Below are 18,884 nucleotides of genomic sequence, written 5' to 3'. Positions count from 1 at the left end.
CAGCTCAGCGGCGAGGGTCGACGAGCTCGATGAACCGGGACAGCAGGGACAGGCCCGCGATCGACGGGGGCAGCCCCGTGGTCAGCGCCGGCGAGTGCACGAGGTACGCCGCCCACATCGCCCGCGAGATCGCCACGTTCAACCGATTCGGCATGAGCAGGAAGTCGAGGCCGCGCGGAATGTCCGCCGCACTCGACGCCGCCAGGGACACGATCGACACGACGGCCTCTCGGCCCTGGAACAGGTCGACCGTGCCGACCTGGGTGCCCGTGTAGCCAGCGCGGTCGAGCTCCTGCCGGATCAGCGCCCCCTGCGCGTTGTACGGCGCGACCACGATGACGTCCTCGTCGGTCAGGTCCCGGGTCTGGGAACCGTCGGTCCAGGTGCGACCGACGACGTCACCGACGAGCGCGACGACCCGGGCGGCCTCTTCGGCAGAGGACGTCGTGTTGCCCGTGTGCACGACCGGCACGGCGTGCACCCCGGCGTCGATGCCGTCGAGGTACCTGCCGGAGACCATCGAGGCCAGCTGCCCGTCGTAGGACAGGGCCGAGACGGATTCGGTCAGCGCGGGCTCCATGCGGCGGGTGCGGGCGAGGAAGTACCCGAACTCGGACGGCAGGACGTGTTGTCCGTCGGCGAGCCAGCCGAGCGCGGACTCGTCGACGGGCTCGGGGTGCGAACCCTGCGACACCTGGGGCAGCTGCTGGGGGTCGCCGAGCAGCAGGAGCCGGGTCGCGGCGACCGACGAGGCGATGGTCGGGGCGAGGGAGAACTGTCCGGCCTCGTCCACCACGAGCAGGTCGAGGGAACGGCGTTCGATCGTCGACTCGTTCGCGAACGTCCACGCCGTGCCCCCGACGACACCGCCCGTGCCCGAGGCCTTGCACGAGGACAGGAACGCGGCGACCGCGGCGCCGTTCTTCACGGGGGTCCAGGCTGCGGCGTCGAGCTCGTCCTCGGTCGCGCCGGACTTCGGCACCTTCACGACCCGGTCCGCGGGGACGCCGGCGTTCACGACCGAGGTCAGGAAGTTCTCCGACGTCGCGTGGGACTGTCCGACGACCCCGACGCGCCAGCCGTACTCGCGGACGAGCCGGGCGACGACGTTCGAGCCGACGTAGGTCTTGCCCGTGCCGGGAGGGCCCTGGATCGCCAGGTACGACCGGTCGAGACCGAGCAGGGTCGACACGACAGCCGACACCGTGTCGTCGCCCTGCACCGGGACGATCGGGCCACGAGGGGGCACCCGGCGCAGCAGGTCGAGCGCAGGGTCGGGCAGCATCGCCGGCAACTCGTCGAGCACGGCCTGACCCCACCACGCGATCGCCTCGGGCTGGGGCTTCGCGCGGGGCGGTGCCGACGGGGCGAGGGCCACGGGGAACTCGTGGTGCGGCTCGCCACCGACGGGCAGGCCCTCTTTCACGAGGACCTCGACGGCATCGCCGTTGTCCCGGACGTCCACGATCACGGCGCGCGGCGACGCGCCCTTCGACCCGGGGCCCGGAGCGGCGACCGATGGCGGAAGTGGGTCGTCGTAGACCAGGTGGGGCGTGCCTCCAGGCCGGAGCCGCGAACCGGGCGCGAGCGTCCCCGACAACCGGAGTTCCCGCGACTGCGAGCGGGCACGCGGCAGCGTGTCCCAGTCGCGCTCGACGGACGCACGCTCCACGACCAGGACGTCACGCGTGTCGGCCCAGTCGTCCACCGGGTTCCGCAGGCGGTCGAAGTGGTCCTGCCAGAAGGTCTTGGCCTCGCGGCGGTGGTAGTCGATCGCGGCCGCGGCGAGCGCCAACGCGGTCTGGTCGGGCGTCCGGTCGAGGGCGTCGACGTCCTCCAGCTGCGCAGCCAGGGCGACGTACACCGGATTGGGCTCGCGCTCGACGGGGATCGGTGGGACCTCGAGCTCGAGCGCCGGGTCGGCGGCGTCGGGGTCGTCGGTGCGCAGCGAACGGAGCCAGTCGCGCAGGCGCAGGGTCGAGCGGCAGTCGTAGGCGTTGTAGTCGGCGACCTGGTCGAGCATCCGCTGCCCCTCGGCGGCGTCGCCGTTCCGGAGTTCCTCGATCGCGTCGACGTAGGCGGTGATGCTGTCCGCGGCGTTCGTGACGTCGCTCTCGCGCAGGTCCGACCCCATGTACAGCGGCTCGAGCTTCTTGATGGAGTAGCTGTGGCTGCCGACGACCAGGGCCTTGCGGACGATCGGGTACAGGTCGACCAGGACGCCGGCTCGCAGCAGATCGTCGACGGCGTCCTCACCCACGCCGTGCCGGGCCGCGAGGGACAGCAGGTGCGTCCGCTCGTAGGCCGCGTAGTGGTAGATGTGCATGCCGGGGTACCGCTGGCGGCGCTCATCGATGAAGGCGAGGAAGCCTTCGAGCGCGGTGCGTTCGTCGCGGATCGTGTGTGCCCAGAACGCGGTGAACTCGGCGCGGTCGTCGACCAGGCCGAACAGGTAGTCGAGGCCCCAGTGCACGCCGTCCTCGGTGTGCAGCGGGTCGCCCTCGAAGTCGAAGAACACGTCGCCCGGGTCGGGTGCCGGGATCGCGTCGAGCGCGCGGGCGTCGAGGACCTCGAAGCGCGGCTTGACGGGTTGGTCCGGCCCGTCGGCGCCCTTCCGTCGGGCGCCTTCCGTCTCGATCTGGAGGCTCGCCTGACGCACCAGCCGATCCTGCGTCGCGCGGGACAAGCCCGGCACTGCCCGGGTGCGGACCGCCAGGTCGTCGATCGTCCGCACCTCGTGCTTGATCAGCTTCGCGCGCTGGTCCAGGCGCATGCCCGCGACGAGGACGAGGTCGCGGTGTTCGGCGACCTGGGTTGAGCAGACGTCGCATCGGCCACACGAGGAGTAGCGCGGGTCACCCCACTGCAGTGACTCGTCGGCGGCCATGCGCTCGGCGATGACCCGCTGCAGTTCGGCGCGCTGCGTGCGGTACACCGGCGCGATGTCGGCGAGGTCGTGCGTGGTCGTCGTCCGGTCGCCGAGCACCAGGTGCACCTGCTGACCGGTCGGGATGCCGTGCGCCTGCATCTGCTCGGCGTACGCGGCGAGCTGCAGCAGGGCGCTGATCTTGGCGTGGCGGGCGAGCTTGGTGTCGTAGACCTCGTACTCGCCCCGGTCGTTGCGGATGATGAAGTCCGCGAAGCCGATGAACCCGGGGGCGTCGGCCGTCGGAGCTGCGTGGAACGTCGGCTGGTACAGCACGTCGGCGCCGTCGGCGAAGGCCTGGCGCGCTTCGGCGGCGGCGCGTGCGTAGTCCGGCGGGGCGGGGCGGTCGAACTCGACGACGTCGCGGGTCTGCTTGAGGATGTCGAGGTAGTCGAGCTCGTGCTGGTCCCCCAGTCGGGCGGTGCGCTCGAGCATGTCGTCGTGCACGTCCGGCAGGGCTTCCCCGCGACCGAGCTTGGCGTCGAGCCGGCGGAGGAACGCCCACTCGCAGGTCGACCACGTGCTCAGGTCACTCGGGCTGAGCAGCACATGCCCGTCGACGCCGATCTGCATGCGCTCCCCCTTGCTCTCCGGTGCGCTGAAAGCCTAGGGGCGAGCGCCGACACCGGTTGCTCGGGCTGTCAGGTGCCGACCGGCACGAACCGCGGCCCGTCGTACCCGTCGCGGGTGACGTGTGCAGTGAAGTCGGCGAGTGAACGCACCCAGTGTCCGCGATCGCCGTAGAGCGCCTGGTACACGACCACCGGCTCCTCGGTCTCCACGTCACGGGCGACGAGGACGACCTCGTAGTCGTTGCCCTTGAAGTGCCGGTACCGCCCGGGTGTCACGTCGAAGCTCACGCCCCGATGCTAGGGCGGCGGCCCGTGCACTCCCTACACTCACCCCATGACGGAGCACGCACGCACCGAGCACGCCCGCACGGACCGCGGACTCGACCGCCTGGTGAACTTCTCCGACGCCACCGTCGCGATCGCCATCACGCTGTTGATCCTGCCGCTGGTCGACATCGCCAGCGAGATGACCTCGGGCGAGAGCGCCGGCGACCTGCTCCGCCAGCACTGGCCCGCGCTACTCGAGTTCCTCATCACCTTCTGGTTGATCTCGCGCTTCTGGATCCTCCACCACCAGGTGTTCGAGCACGTCCGGTCCTACAACCCGCGGATCATGCAGCTGAACTTCGTCTGGCTCATCAGCATCGTGTTCCTGCCGTTCGCCGCCAACCTGCTCAACAGCGGCGAGAACGACGACCGTGTGGCCCACGCGCTCTACCTCGGCAGCATGGTCGTGACGAGCCTGGCGCTCACCACCATCGAACTCGTGCTCCGACGGAACCCCGAGTTGCTCGCCACCCCGCTGGGCGACTCGGCGCGGGGGCTCATCGCCGCCGGACTGCTGTCGGCCGCGCTGGTCTTGTCGGTGGTGTTCCCGAGCATCGGCCTGCTCTGGGCGCTGCTGTTGCTGTTGCAGGGCGCCGTCGCCCGGCTGCTCCGACGCGTCTGAGCGCGGCGCGTTCCGTTCGCCGGCGTGCGGGACGCACGCCGACATCCACGCGGGACGGGTACCGCGCCGCCAAGCCGTGGCCCGTTGCCTTGAAAAGTATGCCTATTCAAGCGAGGCAGAGGTCGGTCCACCGACAGTGGATGTGACCCGAACCAAGACCGGAGACCCAAGACCAAAGACCAAGACCCAAGACCCGAGGCCCGAGGCCCACGGCCCACGGCCCACGGCCCACGAACCACGGCCCACGAACCACGGCCCACGGCCCACGGCCCACGGCCACGAACCACGGCCCGACACCTGCCCCCGTCACGTTCGGTCACGTTGGCCCGGAACGCTGCCGAACCACGTACCGTCACGGCATGACCGACATCCTGGCCGTCGCCGTGCTCGTGGGAGTCCTCGCACTCGCCACGGCGCTCGGTCTGCTCCTGCGCGCGAAGACCGGCCGCGCACGGACCACGACGGCACCGGGCGACGCCGGGACGGTCGCCGACCTCGCCCCGCCGACAGCCTTCGGCACGCGTGCCACCCTCGTCCAGTTCTCCACTCCGACCTGCGCCCGCTGCCCCGCGACGGCCCGGCACCTGGACTCCGTCGCCGCCCGACACGACGGCGTCACCCGGCTGGAGATCGACCTCGCCGAGCACCCCGGACTGGCGAGCCGCTTCAGCGTCCTGCAGACCCCCACGGTCCTGCTCGTCGACGGTTCCCGGACCGTTCGCACCCGCTTCGGAGGCCCACCTCGCCCACCCGAGCTCGCCGCAGCCCTCGACACCGTCCTCACCGCAGGAACCACACGCAGCACAGGCACCCCAGGAACCACCGGCACCCAGGAGTCCCGATGACCACCACGACCGACACCACACGCGGCATCGACCCGCGCTCCCCACGCTTCGGCGCCGCCATCACCACGGTGCTCCTCGCCGCAACGATCGTCCTCACGCTGATCCCCGAGACGTGGGCCGCCGGCATCGTGCTGCTCGCGGTCATCGTCGTGCTCTTCGCCGTCGGAGGCATCGCCGGCATCCGCCGACACCCCTACGGTGCACTCTTCCGACGGGTCGTCCGCCCGCGCCTCGCCCCGCCCGCCGAACTCGAGGCTCCGGAACCCCCGACCTTCGCCCAGCAGGTCGGCCTGTTCGTGACCGCGGTCGCCCTGCTCCTCGCACTGCTCGGCGTGCCGTACGCCGCCCCGATCGGTGCCGCGGTCGCACTGGTCGCCGCGTTCCTCAACGCCGTCTTCGACGTCTGCATCGGCTGCCTGCTCTACGTGTGGCTGGTCCGCGCAGGGATCTTCCGTCCGCGGCGCGGCGTCGCCTGACGGCGTCCGGCCTGGAGGCCCGCCTCACCTCGACCGCACCGCCAGCGTCCGACAGGTGCTCGGCTCCAGAACGCGGCTGCGCCCCGCCCCGTAGGGTGAGCGGGTGGGGGAAGACGAACGAACCATCCGGCGTGCCCGGCGTCGCACCGCCCTGGTCGTGTCGATCGCCGCGGTCGCCGGAGCGGTGGCGGGTTGGGCAACGTCGCGGGACGAGGACGGCTGGACCGTCGCCCTGGCGATCTTCACGTGCGTCGCCGTGCTGGTCGGCCTGGCCGGGATGCTCTCGTTGCTCCCCGCCAGTGCACGCGCGTCATCGATCATCACGCAGGCGACCGAGGACCTGACGAGAGACCGTCGCACGATCATCAAGAGCGCTATCCGCTCGGGTGTTCCGCTTGCGGACGACGCGGGCCCGGAGCTGCAGCACCGCGCGCTCACCCTCGCCCGCGGGACCGCCATGTTCAACGGGCTGATCCTCGTCCAGAACCTCCTGCTGTTCGCAGGAGCCGCCGCGCCCCAGTTCGCACGAGTCGTCACCAGCGATGGCAGCGCGATCATCAGCCGGATCTTGCTGGCGCTCTTCGTCATCGAAGTCGTGTTCCTCGTACCGTTGCTGGTCGTCCGAGGCCGCCGAGCTCGGCGCTACGCGGAAGCCGCGACGGCCGACAACGAACGCCGCACCGACACGCCGGTCTCCGTCGTATGACGACCGTGACGGAGGGATCAGAGACGCCCGAAGCGATTGCCCGCCGAGCCTGGCGCCGCACGGTCTGGATCGCCCTGGCCGGAGCCGTGGTCGGCGGGATCTTCGGTGTCGTACCCGAGCGCGTGGGCGCTGGACCAGGACGGCTGCTCCTGGTCGTCGGGTGCACGGCGGCTGTCGGCGGACTCGCCGGGGCGTTCTCGATGATCGCCACCACCCTCCGCCTGACCCCTCAGATGCAGGCGCCTCTCGGAGGACTCTCGCGCTCCGGCCGCAAGACCGTCTCACAGGCGATCGCCAAGCGGGCTCCGATCGAGCCGCCCGACTCCGACCTCGCACGACGGGCGTTCAACCTCGCCCGTCTCCGCGCCGTCTCCCAACCGATCGCGCTCGGCCAGTTCCTGCTGCTCTACCTCGGCATCGCCGGGCCACAGCTCCCGAACCTCGTCGATGACGACCCCTTCACCGCGGGGTTCGGTCGGGTCCTCTGCGGCGCACTCCTCCTGGCGGCCGTCGTCTTCACGCCGCTCCTCCTCCGCCAGTCCCGCGCTGCCCGACGCTACGTGCAGGCAGCCACAGAGGCAGCCGCCCGCCAACACTGAACCCGTAACACGCAATTTACTTTCAGCACTGGACGTGAACCACCGGAACACGGCAGAGATCCTCGACTTCGCGAAGCAAATGGTCGCAGCGGACCCGTTCACGGACATCGAAGGCGTGGACGGCACTGGCGACGCCGTATCCGCCGTCACCCGGAACGGGCCCGCGCCCGTTGTCCACTGCGCTGCCGGACGCGCCGACCACGATGCCGCGATGCTCGCTCGTCTGAACGAGGTGATGCGACTCGTCGGAACCTCGCGCGGCGACGTCAGGATCCTGACCGCGACGAACCGGCAGGCGGACGACGTCATGACCGTGCTCCGCCCAGCGGGCGTGCGCTTCGTGTCGCTCGAGGACTACGACGGAAAGCCGGTCGACGCGGTCAAGGTCGGCACCGTCAAGCGGTCGAAGGGGCTCGAGTTCAAGCAGGTGCTGCTCGCGCACGTTCGGGGGCGGTTGCTCGCCGATGCACGTGCATCGATGAGTGAAGCCGAGCGGGAGCGGTGGGAGCTCGAGCGCCGGGAGTTGTACGTGGGGATGACGCGGGCGCGGTACGGGCTGTGGGTCGGCGTCTGCCGCTGAACGCCCGCCGGCTCACACCCCCCACTCTCCGTTCTTGGAGCTGAGGCCGAAGAAGCGATCGAAGAAGGCGTCGAGCAGTCGAATCACACGCTGCTTCTTCTCACCGTGGCCGCCGTCTGCAGAGAACCGTGACACCGGCGGCAATACCTTGGTGATCGCGGTACCGCTGGTGCGGATCTGTCCGTCGCGGAAGGCTGCGTCGATGAAGACGCGAGTCTCGTCGGGTCGCAGCTGCTCGTCGATGATGATCGTCTCGAGCTCGGCCTCGCGCCTGGCGGCGATGAAGGCCCGCCATTCCTTGTCGATCTCGCCGTCCACGGAGAGCGAGTCGACGAAGTCCTCGATGAGGTCCTTCTTGTTGCGCAGGGTCGGGCTGGCGTCGACGGCACGAGTGATCTCCGCGCGGATCTCCTTGTCGTCGCCGTCCCCGCGCTCGTCGCGGTACTTCTGCACGAGCATGAGGATGTAGTCGACGTTGATCTCGACCTGCTTGATCAGCTCGATCTCGAAGACGACGTCGTCGTTGATCTGCTCCTTGTCGGCGCCCTTCTCTTTGCGGAACTCGGCATAGAGGTCAAGGTAGACGCTGCGGTAGTCCTGGCCCTGACGATCGGTGAGCAAGGCAGAGCCGTCGAACTCGTCAAAGGAAGTGAGGATGTTCTGTAGGCGCAGGATCGCGCCGAAGAGCTGGATGAACTGCTTCTGCGCGGCCTCGCCGATGATCTGCTCGCCCAGCGGGAAGGCGTTCAGCAGCTCGGTGACCTTCTCGGCGTAGTCGTTGTAGTACTCGATGTAAGGCTTGAGCAGCACGACGCCGCGGGCGTCCTTGTTGCCGAAGAGGGCGATGGCGTCGTTGGTCTCGTCCTCAAGGTCGCGGAAACTGACGATGTTGCCGTAGGTCTTGACGGAGTTCAGGATGCGGTTCGTGCGCGAGTATGCCTGGATGAGGCCGTGGGCGCGGAGGTTCTTGTCGACGAAGAGCGTGTTCATCGTGGTGGCGTCGAAGCCGGTGAGGAACATGTTCACGACGATGACGAGATCGATCTCGCGGGACTTGAGCTTGAGCGAAAGGTCCTTGTAGTAGTTCTGGAACCGGTCGGCCGTGGTGTCGAAGGACGTGCCGTAGAGCTCGTTGTAGTCCTGGATAGCGTCGTCGAGGAAGGTCCGAGCGTCCATGGTGAGCGAGCCGGTATCGAAGCCTTCCTCGTCGAGGGCACCGTCCTCGACGGCCTCGTTCGCGCCGTAGGAGTAGACCAGGCCGATCTTGAGGCGCTGGTCTGACGGCAAGCCCTCCTGCTGCAGCTGAAAGTGGTTGTAGTAGGTCCGCGCCGCACCGATCGAGGCGGTCGCGAATAGGGCGTTGAAACCCCGCACCCGTCGTTCGCCCAGCGTGTAGTGGTCGGCGCGCTTCGTCTTCTGATCGAAGTGCTCGCGCGTGTACCGGACGATGTCGGAGATGCGCCGCGGATCGAGCAGCACACTCTCCTTGTCGATCGCGGAGACTTGGCTGTCGTCGGGGCTGCCGACCTTGATGGTGTTGACGTAGTCGATGCGGAACGGCAGCACGTTCTTGTCAGTGATGGCGTCGACGATCGTGTACGTGTGCAGCTTCTCGCCGAACGCTTGCTCGGTGGTCTTCAGCTGCGGGTTGCCGCCACTGCCGGAGTTCGACGCGAAGATCGGCGTGCCGGTGAAGCCGAAGAGGTTGTAGCGCTTGAACGCCTTCGTGATCGCAGTGTGCATGTCGCCGAACTGCGACCGGTGGCACTCGTCGAAGATGATCACGACGTGGCCGTCATAGATCGCGTGGCCTTTGTTCGCGCCGATGAACGTCGTGAGCTTCTGGATCGTCGTGATGATGATCCGTGCGTTCGAGTCTTCGAGCTGCTTCTTCAGCACCGCGGTCGAGGTGTTCGAGTTCGCGGCGCCCTTCTCGAAGCGGTCGTACTCGCGCATCGTCTGGTAGTCGAGGTCCTTGCGGTCCACAACGAAGAGCACCTTATCGACGCTCGGCAGCTTCGACGCGAGCTGCGCAGCCTTGAATGAAGTCAGGGTCTTACCCGAACCGGTGGTGTGCCACACGTATCCGCCCGCGGCGACACTGCCGAGGGTCTTGGAATTCGTCGCGATGTCGATGCGCTGCAGGATCCGCTCGGTCGCGACGATCTGGTAAGGGCGCATCACGAGCAGCATGCGGTCGGCCGTCAGCACGCAGTACTTCGTCAGGATATTCAGCAGGGCATGCTTCGCGAAGAACGTCTTCGCGAACGCCGACAGGTCAGTGATCGGCTTGTTTTGCGCGTCGGCCCACCACGAGGTGAACTCGAACGAGTTCGACGTCTTGCCCACCCGCTTCGAGCCGACCGCCTCACTGAGGTGCTGGCGCCGGGTGGTGTTGGAGTAGTACTTCGTCAGCGTCCCGTTGCTGATCACGAACAGTTGCACGTACTCAAAGAGGCCAGAGCCCGCCCAGAAGCTGTCGCGCTGGTAGCGATCGATTTGGTTGAAGGCTTCGCGAATGTCGACGCCGCGACGTTTGAGTTCGATGTGCACCATCGGCAGGCCGTTCACGAGGACGGTGACGTCGTAACGGTTCGAGCGGGCAGAGCCACCTTCGCCGACGCCGATCTCGTATTGGTTGACGACCTGGAGACGGTTGTTGTGGATGTTCTGCTTGTCAATCAACGTGACGTTCTTGATCGAACCGTCGTCGCGATTCAGTAGCTGGACGGCATCCTCGTGGATGCGCACCGTCTTGTCGACGATGCCATCGTTCGCGCCTGCGATCCGCTCAGAGAAGAACCGCTCCCACTCCGCGTCAGAGAAAGTAGTCGAGTTCAACGCCTCGAGCTGCGAGCGCAAGTTCGCGATCAGCTGCGCCTCCGACGTAATCGGCAGGTACTCGTGCGCCTGCGACTGCAGCAGGCGTACAAGCTCGCGCTCAAGATCCGCCTCGGACTGATACGAGGAGGATGCCGCAGCGTCGGGGATGTACTCGGCAACCACCGTAGTCTCGGAGGACACGGCGATCGGATCGTACTTGCGCGGAGACAGCTCACTCATGCTGCTGCCTCCTCGAAAGTCAGGAGTTTGTCCCGGTAGTACTTGTATTGCGAACGACGTGCATTAAGCTCGGCAGGAAGTCCAACACTGATGTCATGGACGAGCGCTTCAAACTTGTCGAGCGAATCGGCAATCTGCTTCTGATAAGCAAGGGAAGGCAGCGGCATCCAAATCTTCCCGAGAGCATCGCCAGACAATCGCTTCACCTTCGCACCTGTAATGAACGGCATTTTCTGCTTATGAAAGAGTGCGCTCGCAAAAAAGTGCGAGATAAACCGCGCATCAGCGTCAGATCGAAAGATGTAGGCATCACTGCTTGCAACTGCAGGCACGTCGCCCAGCCATGCGACGGACTTTCCGAGATCTTCCTCATTTTCCGACGTCGTCGCGATAAAGAGATCGCCTGGGCGCAAAAGCCTCTTCTTCAGCGCGAAGTCGGCACTTACGTACGACTTCGTCACTCGCGTACTAATTCCATAATGCGTATAGACCTGTCCGTAATGGAACGCGGGAATACCTTCACTAACAAGGTCCTTTTTCTGCAATGCGCTACCCCGTTCAAATTGCCCCACTTGGGATAGGGGCACCCAGCCTGCGCGATCGATGCCATCGTACAAAGAGTCTCGGTAGTGCTCGTATTGCCGGCGGCGAGCTTCCAGCTCCGCTTCCAGCTCCGCTTCCAGCTGAGTGAACTGATCCAATACTCGCACGATCTCCCGCTGCACCTCGAGAGGCGGCACAGGTACCTCGAACCCTGAATAGGTACCAATCCATTGCCGCGCATGATCCTGCGGCTCGTAACGGATCGTCTGCATGACGTAGTGGAGGTATCGCAAGCTGGCTCGCGCCGGGTTCTTCGGTGTGAGCATCTTCATAGCCGAGGACTTGGCCTTGAATGGGAAATCAACCCACTTGAATGCGGTCGTGAAGTCGTCGAATATGATCGTCGGCATCGAAGCAGACGCAGGATAGATACCGTCAGTCTCGGCGGTTCGGCCAAGGATGAACGTCTGGCCCGCTGTGAGGACTGGTGTTGTGTATGAATCACTGTATTCGATGGAGGCGACGAGGTACTTCGTAGGCTGTTCATACGCGAGCAATTCACCAAGAGTAGCGAACTCAACACCATCAGGTGCTAGTTCCGCAACCAGTTCATCGACGCGACTCATGCCGTGCCCTCCAGATCAGCAACGATCTCGTCGATCGAGGAGCGGAGCTCTGCCTGCTGCGCGACGATGCGAGCGATCTCTGCGTTGAGTTCGGCGATATCGATGACGTCGCGGGTGTCTTCGGCTTCGACGTAGGACGACACCGCGATGTTGTAGTCGTTCGCGGCGATGTCCTCGTTGGAGACGAGCTTCGAGAAGTGTTCGACATCCGCGCGGTCCTCGAATGAGGCGAGGATGTTCTGCTGGTTGTCCGGCGTGAGCTTGTTCTTGTTGCCGCTGCGCTTGAACTCGGTCGACGCATTGAGGAAGAGCACCGAGTTTTCGGCCTTCGACTTCTTGAGCACAATGATGCAGGTTGCGATCGTGGTGCCGAAGAACAGGTCTGGTGGCAGCTGGATCACAGCGTCGACGTAGTTGTTGTCGATGAGGTACTTGCGGATCTTCGCTTCCGCTCCCCCGCGGTAGAGCACGCCAGGGAACTCGACGATCGCAGCGGTGCCGTTGACCGCGAGCCACGACAGGATGTGCATCGTGAACGCGAGGTCCGCCTTGGACTTCGGCGCAAGCACACCTGCGGGCGCGAATCGCGGGTCGTTGATCAGTAGGGCGTCGGCGTCGCCCGGCCACTTGATCGAGTACGGCGGGTTGGACACGATCGCCTCGAACGGCTCGTCATCCCAGTGGGCTGGCTCGAGGAGCGTGTCTCCGTGCGCGATGCTGAACTGCTCGTAGTTCAGCTCGTGCAGGAACATGTTGATCCGAGCAAGGTTGTAAGTCGTCAGGTTGATCTCCTGACCGTAGAACCCGCCGACGTTCTCCTTGCCGAGCACCTTCGCGAACGTGAGCAACAGCGACCCCGAGCCCGCCGCCGGGTCGTAGACCTTGTTCACCCTCGTCTTGCCGGAGACCGTGATCTTCGCGAGGAGCTCTGACACTTCCTGCGGCGTGTAGTACTCCCCACCGGACTTCCCCGCCTGCGACGCGTACATCTGCATGAGGTACTCGTACGCGTCACCGAACAGGTCGATCGAGTGGTTCTCGAAGTCACCGAGCGGGAGCTCCCCGATGGCGTCGAGGAGCTTCACCAACTTCTCGTTGCGCTTCGCGACGGTGTTGCCGAGCTTGTTGCTGTTGACATCCAGGTCGTCGAACAAGCCCTTGAGATCGTCTTCGCTGTCCGTCCCGAGGGCCGAGCCCTCGATGTTTTTGAATACCGTTGCAAGGGTCTCATTGAGGTCTGGGTCGTGCGGCGCGCGCTTGCGGACGTTCTGGAACAGCTCTGACGGGAGGATGTAGAAACCCTTCTCGTAGACCGTCTCGCGGCGACCATGCTCGGCGAACTCGTCCGCTAGGTTCACGTAGGAGAACCCGGCTTCACCTGCTGCCTTCTCGCCCTTGTCAATGTACGCGGCGAGGTTCTCTGAGATGAATCGGTAGAACAGCATGCCGAGCACGTAGGACTTGAAGTCCCACCCGTCGACGCTCCCCCGAAGGTCGTTCGCGATCCGCCAGATCGTCTTGTGCAGTTCGGCGCGCTGCGCCTCTTTGGTCGTCGGTGCCATCGTGATATCTCCTGCGGCTGGCCGGTCGGTTCGATGTGGCCCAGGCCGCTTGATTACCGTAGCGGGAGCACAGGACATACCAAGCGCGCGACGCGGGCGGCGAAGCGGTCGACCTGCGCCAGGAGCTCTGCTCCATTCACGTCGAGCGCCACGAATGTCCGCGTGACGTTGGGCCCGTCAACGATGCGCACGGACTCGATGACCCCGGAGCCCGCCGCGTACACCAGCCATCCCTCCCCCAACCCGAACCTCCGGCAGTACGCCGCCATCTGGTACAGATCAGCGTTCGGGTACTGCCCGTGCTTCTCGACCTTGTACTTCACGTCGATGCATGCCCGCACCTCGCCGTCGACGAGCCACACGAGGTCTGGGGCGATCTTCACCGTCCTCTCGACGTCGAGCGTCGACTTGTACTGCGACACCAGCACTCCCCCGTACGGCTTGAACGCTTCGCGCAGCGCAGCCGACACGAAGTCCTCGAACACCGACCACATGTCGACCAGGAACCCCGACGCCACGACGGACCCAGAACGCTGCTCGACCGACGACCCCGACAGCACGAGAGACGCCAACGCCAGCGCCGACGAGTACCGCGCGTTGCGCCGACCCGCCCGCACGACCGGCACAGGAGCCCCGACCGGGATCACCGACACTCCATCGAGCACCCGCACGATCCGCCGCAGCGCCCCGAGCACATCGGCCGGCACACCTGGCAGTCGCAACAACCGCGTTACAGCAGTCAGCAGCACCTGGTTCTCTGCAATGTCTTCCACGTAGTCGTCGAACGACACCTCGACCGGTAGCGGCTGCCCGCCCCGCCGCGTCAGCTGGTCACCGATCCGCCACCGACCGCGCACGAGCGGCAGCGCGTCCTCGCGCGTGACGTATCCACGAAGTGGTCCTCCGGCCAACGCCCGCGAGGCCTGCCGCACGAACGCGTGCGCCAACGCCGGCACGAGGTCCTCGTCCTCCTCGAACCCGAAGTCGTCCTCCGTCCAGATCGCACTCCCGGCACGGGCGTACCCGAGCATCGCGAACAGCCGCCGCACCGGCGTCTTCGGCTTGAGCCACACCGTGTACCCGGCGATCCGCACGACGCCGACCTTCCGGACACCGCTCACGCGGTATTCATCGTCGCCGAGCGTCGGCGCGACCGTCGCGATGTTCGCCGACGCGAGCCCGACGGCGACCGCCCGCGGCAGCCGGTGCACCACCGGCTGGTCCGCCTCCCGCAGCTCAATCGTCGTCGGAAGCACCCTCGGCCCCGTCCGCCGGCGTGGGCGTCGTCCGGCGACGCAGCATTGCCAGGCCGTACCGGGCCTCCAGGTCGACGCCTTCGCCGTAGTGGTGCTCCGCCAGGAGCGGCAGGATCTCGTACCGCCACACGTCCTGCAGACCGGTCCCGGCGAGGTCGCGCATCAGGAACGACGGCCCGACCTTGGCATCGTGATCCTGGATTTGCGCGTTGAGTCGCGTCAGCAGGTCGGCACGGTCGTCCCGGAGGCCCTTGGTCGCCGCCCAACGCGACAACACGTTCTGCACGGGCTCGCGTTCCGGGTGCAGCTCGATGAACGCGAAGCGTCGCCGCATTGCGGCGTCCAGCATCGCGATCGATCGGTCGGCGGTGTTCATCGTGCCGATGACGAAGATGTTGCTCGGCAGGGTGAAGGGCTCATCGCTGTAGAGGAGGGAGATCTCGCTGTCGCGGTACTCGAGCAGGAAGTACAGCTCGCCGAACACCTTCGCGATGTTGCCGCGATTGATCTCGTCGATGACCAGGAAGTAGTTCGCCTCGGGGTTCGCTGCTGCAGCGTCTGCGAGGCGGCGAAGCGGGCCCTTCCGCAGGGTGAAGGCGAGGTTACCGCTGTCGTCGTTGGCGACGGGGCGGAAGCCCTCGAAGAAGTCCTCGTACGAATACGTCGGGTGGAACTGGACGATGGTGGTCTCGCCGTCTGTGCCATCCGTCACGTGCTTCGAGAGCGCCTGGGCGAGGAAGGTCTTCCCGGTGCCCGGAGGGCCGTAGAGGATCACCTGCTTGCGACGCTCGATGAGGTCGAGGGTGTCCTGCAGCCACGGAAGCGGCATGTGGAGAGAATCGGCGAGCGCGGGCATGATGGATGGGAAGGGCGTCCGGCTCGTCGGCTCCGACACCGGGACGGAGATAGGATCGTCGAGTTCTTCACGCCGTCGGCCATCCGCCTGAACAGTCTTCGGCTCTACCGGCTGCCACCTGCCGAGCAACGGCTCCTCGTAGAACTTCGCGGGCCCCTTTGCCTTTCCCTGCAGAGCAATCGCGATCTGCTGGAAAAGGGCGTCAGGGTCGTCGTCGGCCTGACCCTCGACCTCGCCGGCGAAGGCCTGGCGGATCGCATCACGAGCTGTGCCGGAGATGACCTCGCCGAACACACCGGGGTGAACGAGGTAGAGCAACTCGTTGCGCTGCGTGGGGAACGAGGCACCGGGAAGGCCGTCCACGAGGTCCCGCCAAGCCCAAGGGTCGTCGAGTGCGTGCTCGCGCGACTCCGGGCTGAGGGCAATCCACCTCGCCGCACAGTGCACGACAATGGACAGCGCTCGGTAGGGCTGGACCGACATCGCAGTGCCCGGATTGAAGGACCACGCGCGGAACGCATCATCGATCTCTGCCGGGATCGTGACGGGGTGATCCATGCGTTGCAGGAGGAACTCGACGCGCTGCCGCTTCTTCCTCTCGCCCGGATTTTGCAGAGGGAGCACCTGCCAACCGATGAGTTCAGCCATCAGGAGCTTCGCGTCGTCGGACGTGTCGTCGAACTGTCGACCGAGCTTGTCCAGGAAATCAGCTCCATCGACGTCCGGTTGCTCGAGGAAGCATCGTTCGAGCTCATCGACGACTCCAGTTCGCCAGACCTGGCGACCCGGCGCGAACACGGAGTCGAGCGCACCGAGACCTCGCTCGACGAACACTTGACTCGTTGTCCGGACCAGTTCGGCGCGGTTGTCCGGCGGGAGGATCTCGGTCCGGAGACGCACCTCACGGTCTTCCCGGAGCGCCCTTTGAAAGGCACGCTGCCGCTCGTTCAGCTCCTCACGGAACTGCTCGAAAGGCACGGCGTCGGCCGAGGCGCGACGCCCATCGTCCGTGACGTGCCACTCGCCGCGGACCGGCTTGGTCAGGAATCCCGCGTGCACCAGACCAGCGGAACCCCAGAAAAAATCCGACTGCCCCTGCGGCTTTCCTTTCTGGTTCGGTTCGAGTTCTTCGCCTTCGAGCGGAACTCGCGTGCGTGCTGCGTTCCAGACGTCGAGCCGATTCGCTGCGCCTCCCTGTTCGTCGAGGTAGCGAAGGGCTGCCCGAAGGCGGTTCGTCCTGTTGTCGGATCGGCTCATGATCGTCGTGTCCTTCCAGTCGATCAGCGAGCTGCCGAGGAGGTCTGCGGTTCTGCTCCTGGCTCGAGGCTTTCCTCGCGCATGAAGTCGAGCGCCCGCTCGACGAGCTGGATCTTCTTGCGGAGTTCGACGAGCACCGGCGACTTCGGATCGGAGTACTCGTCCAGTCGCTCATGCGCCCGCCTCACCTGCCGCTCGGTCTCGACGAGCAGGTGCCACACAGCGGGGTCCTGCTCGAGATCAAGTCTCTGGCGCAGGATGACCGCTGCGAGCTGTCGCATCACGATCGATTCGACTGCTTCGGACGACGTGCCCGAACTCGCGAGCCCGAACGCGATCCCACCACCGCCCGCTGTGACGAGAGTTCCGGCAGTGATCAGGCCGCCGATCATCCCGCCAGGTCCGAATGCTGCGAGAGCACTCGTCAGAGCGGCCGCTCCGGCAAGACCCGCACCGGCGGCGAGTGCGATACCACCCGTCGCGACGACGAGGGCCACCGCGCCGGCACCCATCGCGCCGATCCTGATCCAGTTCGGCCCCTTGCTCCCGGCGAGGACCTTCTCGGCTCGGTCGACCGCATCGAGGACGTCCCCGCCAAGAACGCTTCCGAGCCCGAGTTCTGCTGTGAGGTCCCGCATCGCCTGCCGCTTGATGGACTCGCTGAAGCCGATGTCGAAGGGGCGGAGGAAGTTGTCGGACGCGAGCACGATGAGCTGAACAAGCGCGTCCTCCTTGGTGAGGTACATCCCCGGTGCGGGCGGAGTCGCTTCCGCGGTCGGATCTGCAAGGTCGAATGCGAGCTGAGCGATCAGCTCAGGACGTGGCCTTCCCTCGACGTCTCGACGCTGCAGCATCGACTCCACCGCTTCCGACTGGATTGCTCGGAGCGCTCCGGTGAATCTGTCCTGCTGATCGTCCTTGAGGTGCGTCGCCACCAGGTGCGCGTACCGGAGCGCGAGCAGAACGACCCGCTCGTCTGCATCGAGCGGCACGTCGACTGCGTTGACGGTCCGTACGAGATCAGTGGAGAGCGAGCCGTGCATCGCGTACCCGATCGCCTCGGCGGCTCTCGAGTCAGACAAGTACTCGACCGCGTCGTGGACACGAGGAGTTGGTGGCGTCGTGACTCGGAGGTCGAGCAACCACGGCATGACCGACGACAGACCGCGGTGCGCCGCGACCGGGTCAAAACCGTTCCAGAAGTTGATCCACCAGCCAAGGTTCGTCGGCGGCTCCTGCATCGCCTCTCGCAGGTCCGTCGCGCGCACGGAACCGCTCGCCAGAGGACTCCCGATCGTGATCATCCCGACCACGTTCAGCCCAGCAGGGAGCCGGCGGACGAGATCGGCGGCGACAACGGAGCCGAGGCTGTGTCCGACGATCAACACTTCTCCCGAGTCGGGGAGTGCGTCGAGCACCCGCGTGAGTACCCGCGCACGAGCTTGCTCGTCGTGCAGGTAGTTGTGCGCCTGCTTGAAGGGGTTGGTCTCGAAGGCCACGTCGACGACGGTGCCAGCGCCCGGCCAGTTCGGCAGATCCTCGTGCTGGCCGAGCCGGTACTCCATCGCACTCGTGCGCCGCTCGAACTCCCGCCGATTGATCCTGGCATCGTCCTTGCCTAGCTGTTTCACGGTGATCGGGGGAACCCGGTACTTGCCGTCCCCGTTTCGAAGGGCGTAGGCGTACTTCGGCGCGATCCATCTGTCGGGCTCAAGTGCGGGGTAACCCAGCCGGACGAGCGCCCCTGAAAGCGCGACCTGCCAGCCATCTTCAACATCGCCTGTTCCGACACCGTGCAGGAACAAGAGGACAGGGCCAGCGCTCACGAGCAACCTTCCGGAAGAGTTGACGAACCTTCGACGTCGCTCAGGCTAGTGGGTTTCGACGCCCCGAAGGCGACGTTTCCGCAGTTGCAGATGCGACAGTTGAGCCGCGGTTCAACCACGTCAGCCGGTCTCGCACGGCGGCAACAGCGAGCGCGGAAACCTGCAGGTCATGTGTGATCCGTGCAGTCGACGATTGCGTGTCGCAGTCGACGAGCACCCCACCGATTTGGCCATGTTGCAAA

14 protein-coding genes are annotated in these 18,884 nt (G+C 66.0%); 6 read left to right on the top strand and 8 right to left on the bottom strand.

Annotated features, from left to right (window positions below; translation table 11 throughout):
- Positions 1 to 4: 4 nt before the first annotated feature.
- Positions 5 to 3,499 (bottom strand): TM0106 family RecB-like putative nuclease, encoded by a 3,495-nt coding sequence (locus DEJ27_RS12565; RefSeq protein WP_111091045.1) that lies wholly within the window; start codon positions 3,497 to 3,499, stop codon positions 5 to 7.
- Positions 3,500 to 3,567: 68 nt separating this feature from the next.
- Positions 3,568 to 3,786, bottom strand: coding sequence for a DUF1653 domain-containing protein (locus DEJ27_RS12560; protein WP_258370352.1), 219 nt, complete (start codon positions 3,784 to 3,786; stop codon positions 3,568 to 3,570).
- Between the two features lie 46 nt (positions 3,787 to 3,832).
- Here DEJ27_RS12560 and DEJ27_RS12555 point away from each other — a divergent pair, with 46 nt between their 5' ends.
- From DEJ27_RS12555 to DEJ27_RS17805, 6 genes are all read left to right on the top strand, one after another.
- Positions 3,833 to 4,447 (top strand): TMEM175 family protein, encoded by a 615-nt coding sequence (locus DEJ27_RS12555; RefSeq protein WP_110862523.1) that lies wholly within the window; start codon positions 3,833 to 3,835, stop codon positions 4,445 to 4,447.
- A 359-nt stretch (positions 4,448 to 4,806) separates the two neighbouring features.
- On the top strand, positions 4,807 to 5,292 hold the full coding sequence (locus DEJ27_RS12545) for a co-chaperone YbbN (protein WP_111091043.1): 486 nt from the start codon (positions 4,807 to 4,809) through the stop codon (positions 5,290 to 5,292).
- Positions 5,289 to 5,768, top strand: a complete 480-nt coding sequence (locus tag DEJ27_RS12540; protein ID WP_111091042.1) for a DUF4395 domain-containing protein — start codon at positions 5,289 to 5,291, stop codon at positions 5,766 to 5,768. Before DEJ27_RS12545 ends, DEJ27_RS12540 begins: the two co-directional genes overlap by 4 nt.
- Before the next feature lie 103 nt (positions 5,769 to 5,871).
- Positions 5,872 to 6,474, top strand: coding sequence for a hypothetical protein (locus tag DEJ27_RS12535; protein WP_111091041.1), 603 nt, complete (start codon positions 5,872 to 5,874; stop codon positions 6,472 to 6,474).
- Positions 6,475 to 6,479: 5 nt separating this feature from the next.
- A complete protein-coding gene (locus DEJ27_RS17810) occupies positions 6,480 to 7,073 on the top strand; it encodes a hypothetical protein (RefSeq protein ID WP_181430153.1) in 594 nt (197 codons plus the stop codon).
- Between the two features lie 211 nt (positions 7,074 to 7,284).
- Complete coding sequence (locus tag DEJ27_RS17805; RefSeq protein WP_181430152.1) at positions 7,285 to 7,653, top strand: 3'-5' exonuclease; 369 nt, start codon at positions 7,285 to 7,287, stop codon at positions 7,651 to 7,653.
- Between the two features lie 12 nt (positions 7,654 to 7,665).
- Here the strand turns inward: DEJ27_RS17805 and DEJ27_RS12525 are convergent, their stop codons facing one another.
- Genes DEJ27_RS12525 through DEJ27_RS12500 form a run of 6 tightly spaced genes read right to left on the bottom strand, consistent with a single transcriptional unit; the run spans position 7,666 to position 18,642 of the window.
- The gene (locus tag DEJ27_RS12525) at positions 7,666 to 10,716 is read right to left on the bottom strand and encodes a type I restriction endonuclease subunit R (protein WP_111091039.1); all 3,051 of its coding nucleotides are present in this window, start codon (positions 10,714 to 10,716) and stop codon (positions 7,666 to 7,668) included.
- A complete protein-coding gene (locus DEJ27_RS12520; protein ID WP_111091038.1) occupies positions 10,713 to 11,885 on the bottom strand; it encodes a restriction endonuclease subunit S in 1,173 nt (390 codons plus the stop codon). Before DEJ27_RS12520 ends, DEJ27_RS12525 begins: the two co-directional genes overlap by 4 nt.
- Positions 11,882 to 13,447 (bottom strand): type I restriction-modification system subunit M, encoded by a 1,566-nt coding sequence (locus DEJ27_RS12515; RefSeq protein ID WP_111091037.1) that lies wholly within the window; start codon positions 13,445 to 13,447, stop codon positions 11,882 to 11,884. The genes DEJ27_RS12520 and DEJ27_RS12515 overlap by 4 nt, the downstream gene beginning before the upstream one ends.
- Positions 13,448 to 13,500: 53 nt before the next feature.
- Positions 13,501 to 14,703 (bottom strand): McrC family protein, encoded by a 1,203-nt coding sequence (locus DEJ27_RS12510; RefSeq protein ID WP_111091036.1) that lies wholly within the window; start codon positions 14,701 to 14,703, stop codon positions 13,501 to 13,503.
- A complete protein-coding gene (locus tag DEJ27_RS12505; protein ID WP_111091035.1) occupies positions 14,684 to 16,816 on the bottom strand; it encodes an McrB family protein in 2,133 nt (710 codons plus the stop codon). Before DEJ27_RS12505 ends, DEJ27_RS12510 begins: the two co-directional genes overlap by 20 nt.
- A gap of 23 nt (positions 16,817 to 16,839) precedes the next feature.
- The gene (locus tag DEJ27_RS12500) at positions 16,840 to 18,642 is read right to left on the bottom strand and encodes a hypothetical protein (RefSeq protein WP_111091034.1); all 1,803 of its coding nucleotides are present in this window, start codon (positions 18,640 to 18,642) and stop codon (positions 16,840 to 16,842) included.
- Positions 18,643 to 18,884: the final 242 nt, after the last annotated feature.

This window comes from Curtobacterium sp. MCPF17_018, from assembly GCF_003234135.1.
In the GTDB taxonomy this organism is placed as follows: domain Bacteria; phylum Actinomycetota; class Actinomycetes; order Actinomycetales; family Microbacteriaceae; genus Curtobacterium; species Curtobacterium flaccumfaciens.
Note: the sequence above shows the minus strand (reverse complement) of the source record. Positions and strands in the feature narration are given on the sequence as shown.

What these genes read in the sequence shown, in the direction of transcription:
- DEJ27_RS12565 (WP_111091045.1), bottom strand. Translation starts at nt 3,499, where the DNA reads ATGCAGATCGGCGTCGACGGGCATGTGCTGCTCAGCCCGAGTGACCTG.
- DEJ27_RS12555 (WP_110862523.1), top strand. Translation starts at nt 3,833, where the DNA reads ATGACGGAGCACGCACGCACCGAGCACGCCCGCACGGACCGCGGACTC.
- DEJ27_RS12545 (WP_111091043.1), top strand. Translation starts at nt 4,807, where the DNA reads ATGACCGACATCCTGGCCGTCGCCGTGCTCGTGGGAGTCCTCGCACTC.
- DEJ27_RS12540 (WP_111091042.1), top strand. Translation starts at nt 5,289, where the DNA reads ATGACCACCACGACCGACACCACACGCGGCATCGACCCGCGCTCCCCA.
- DEJ27_RS17805 (WP_181430152.1), top strand. Translation starts at nt 7,285, where the DNA reads ATGCTCGCTCGTCTGAACGAGGTGATGCGACTCGTCGGAACCTCGCGC.
- DEJ27_RS12525 (WP_111091039.1), bottom strand. Translation starts at nt 10,716, where the DNA reads ATGAGTGAGCTGTCTCCGCGCAAGTACGATCCGATCGCCGTGTCCTCC.
- DEJ27_RS12520 (WP_111091038.1), bottom strand. Translation starts at nt 11,885, where the DNA reads ATGAGTCGCGTCGATGAACTGGTTGCGGAACTAGCACCTGATGGTGTT.
- DEJ27_RS12515 (WP_111091037.1), bottom strand. Translation starts at nt 13,447, where the DNA reads ATGGCACCGACGACCAAAGAGGCGCAGCGCGCCGAACTGCACAAGACG.
- DEJ27_RS12505 (WP_111091035.1), bottom strand. Translation starts at nt 16,816, where the DNA reads ATGAGCCGATCCGACAACAGGACGAACCGCCTTCGGGCAGCCCTTCGC.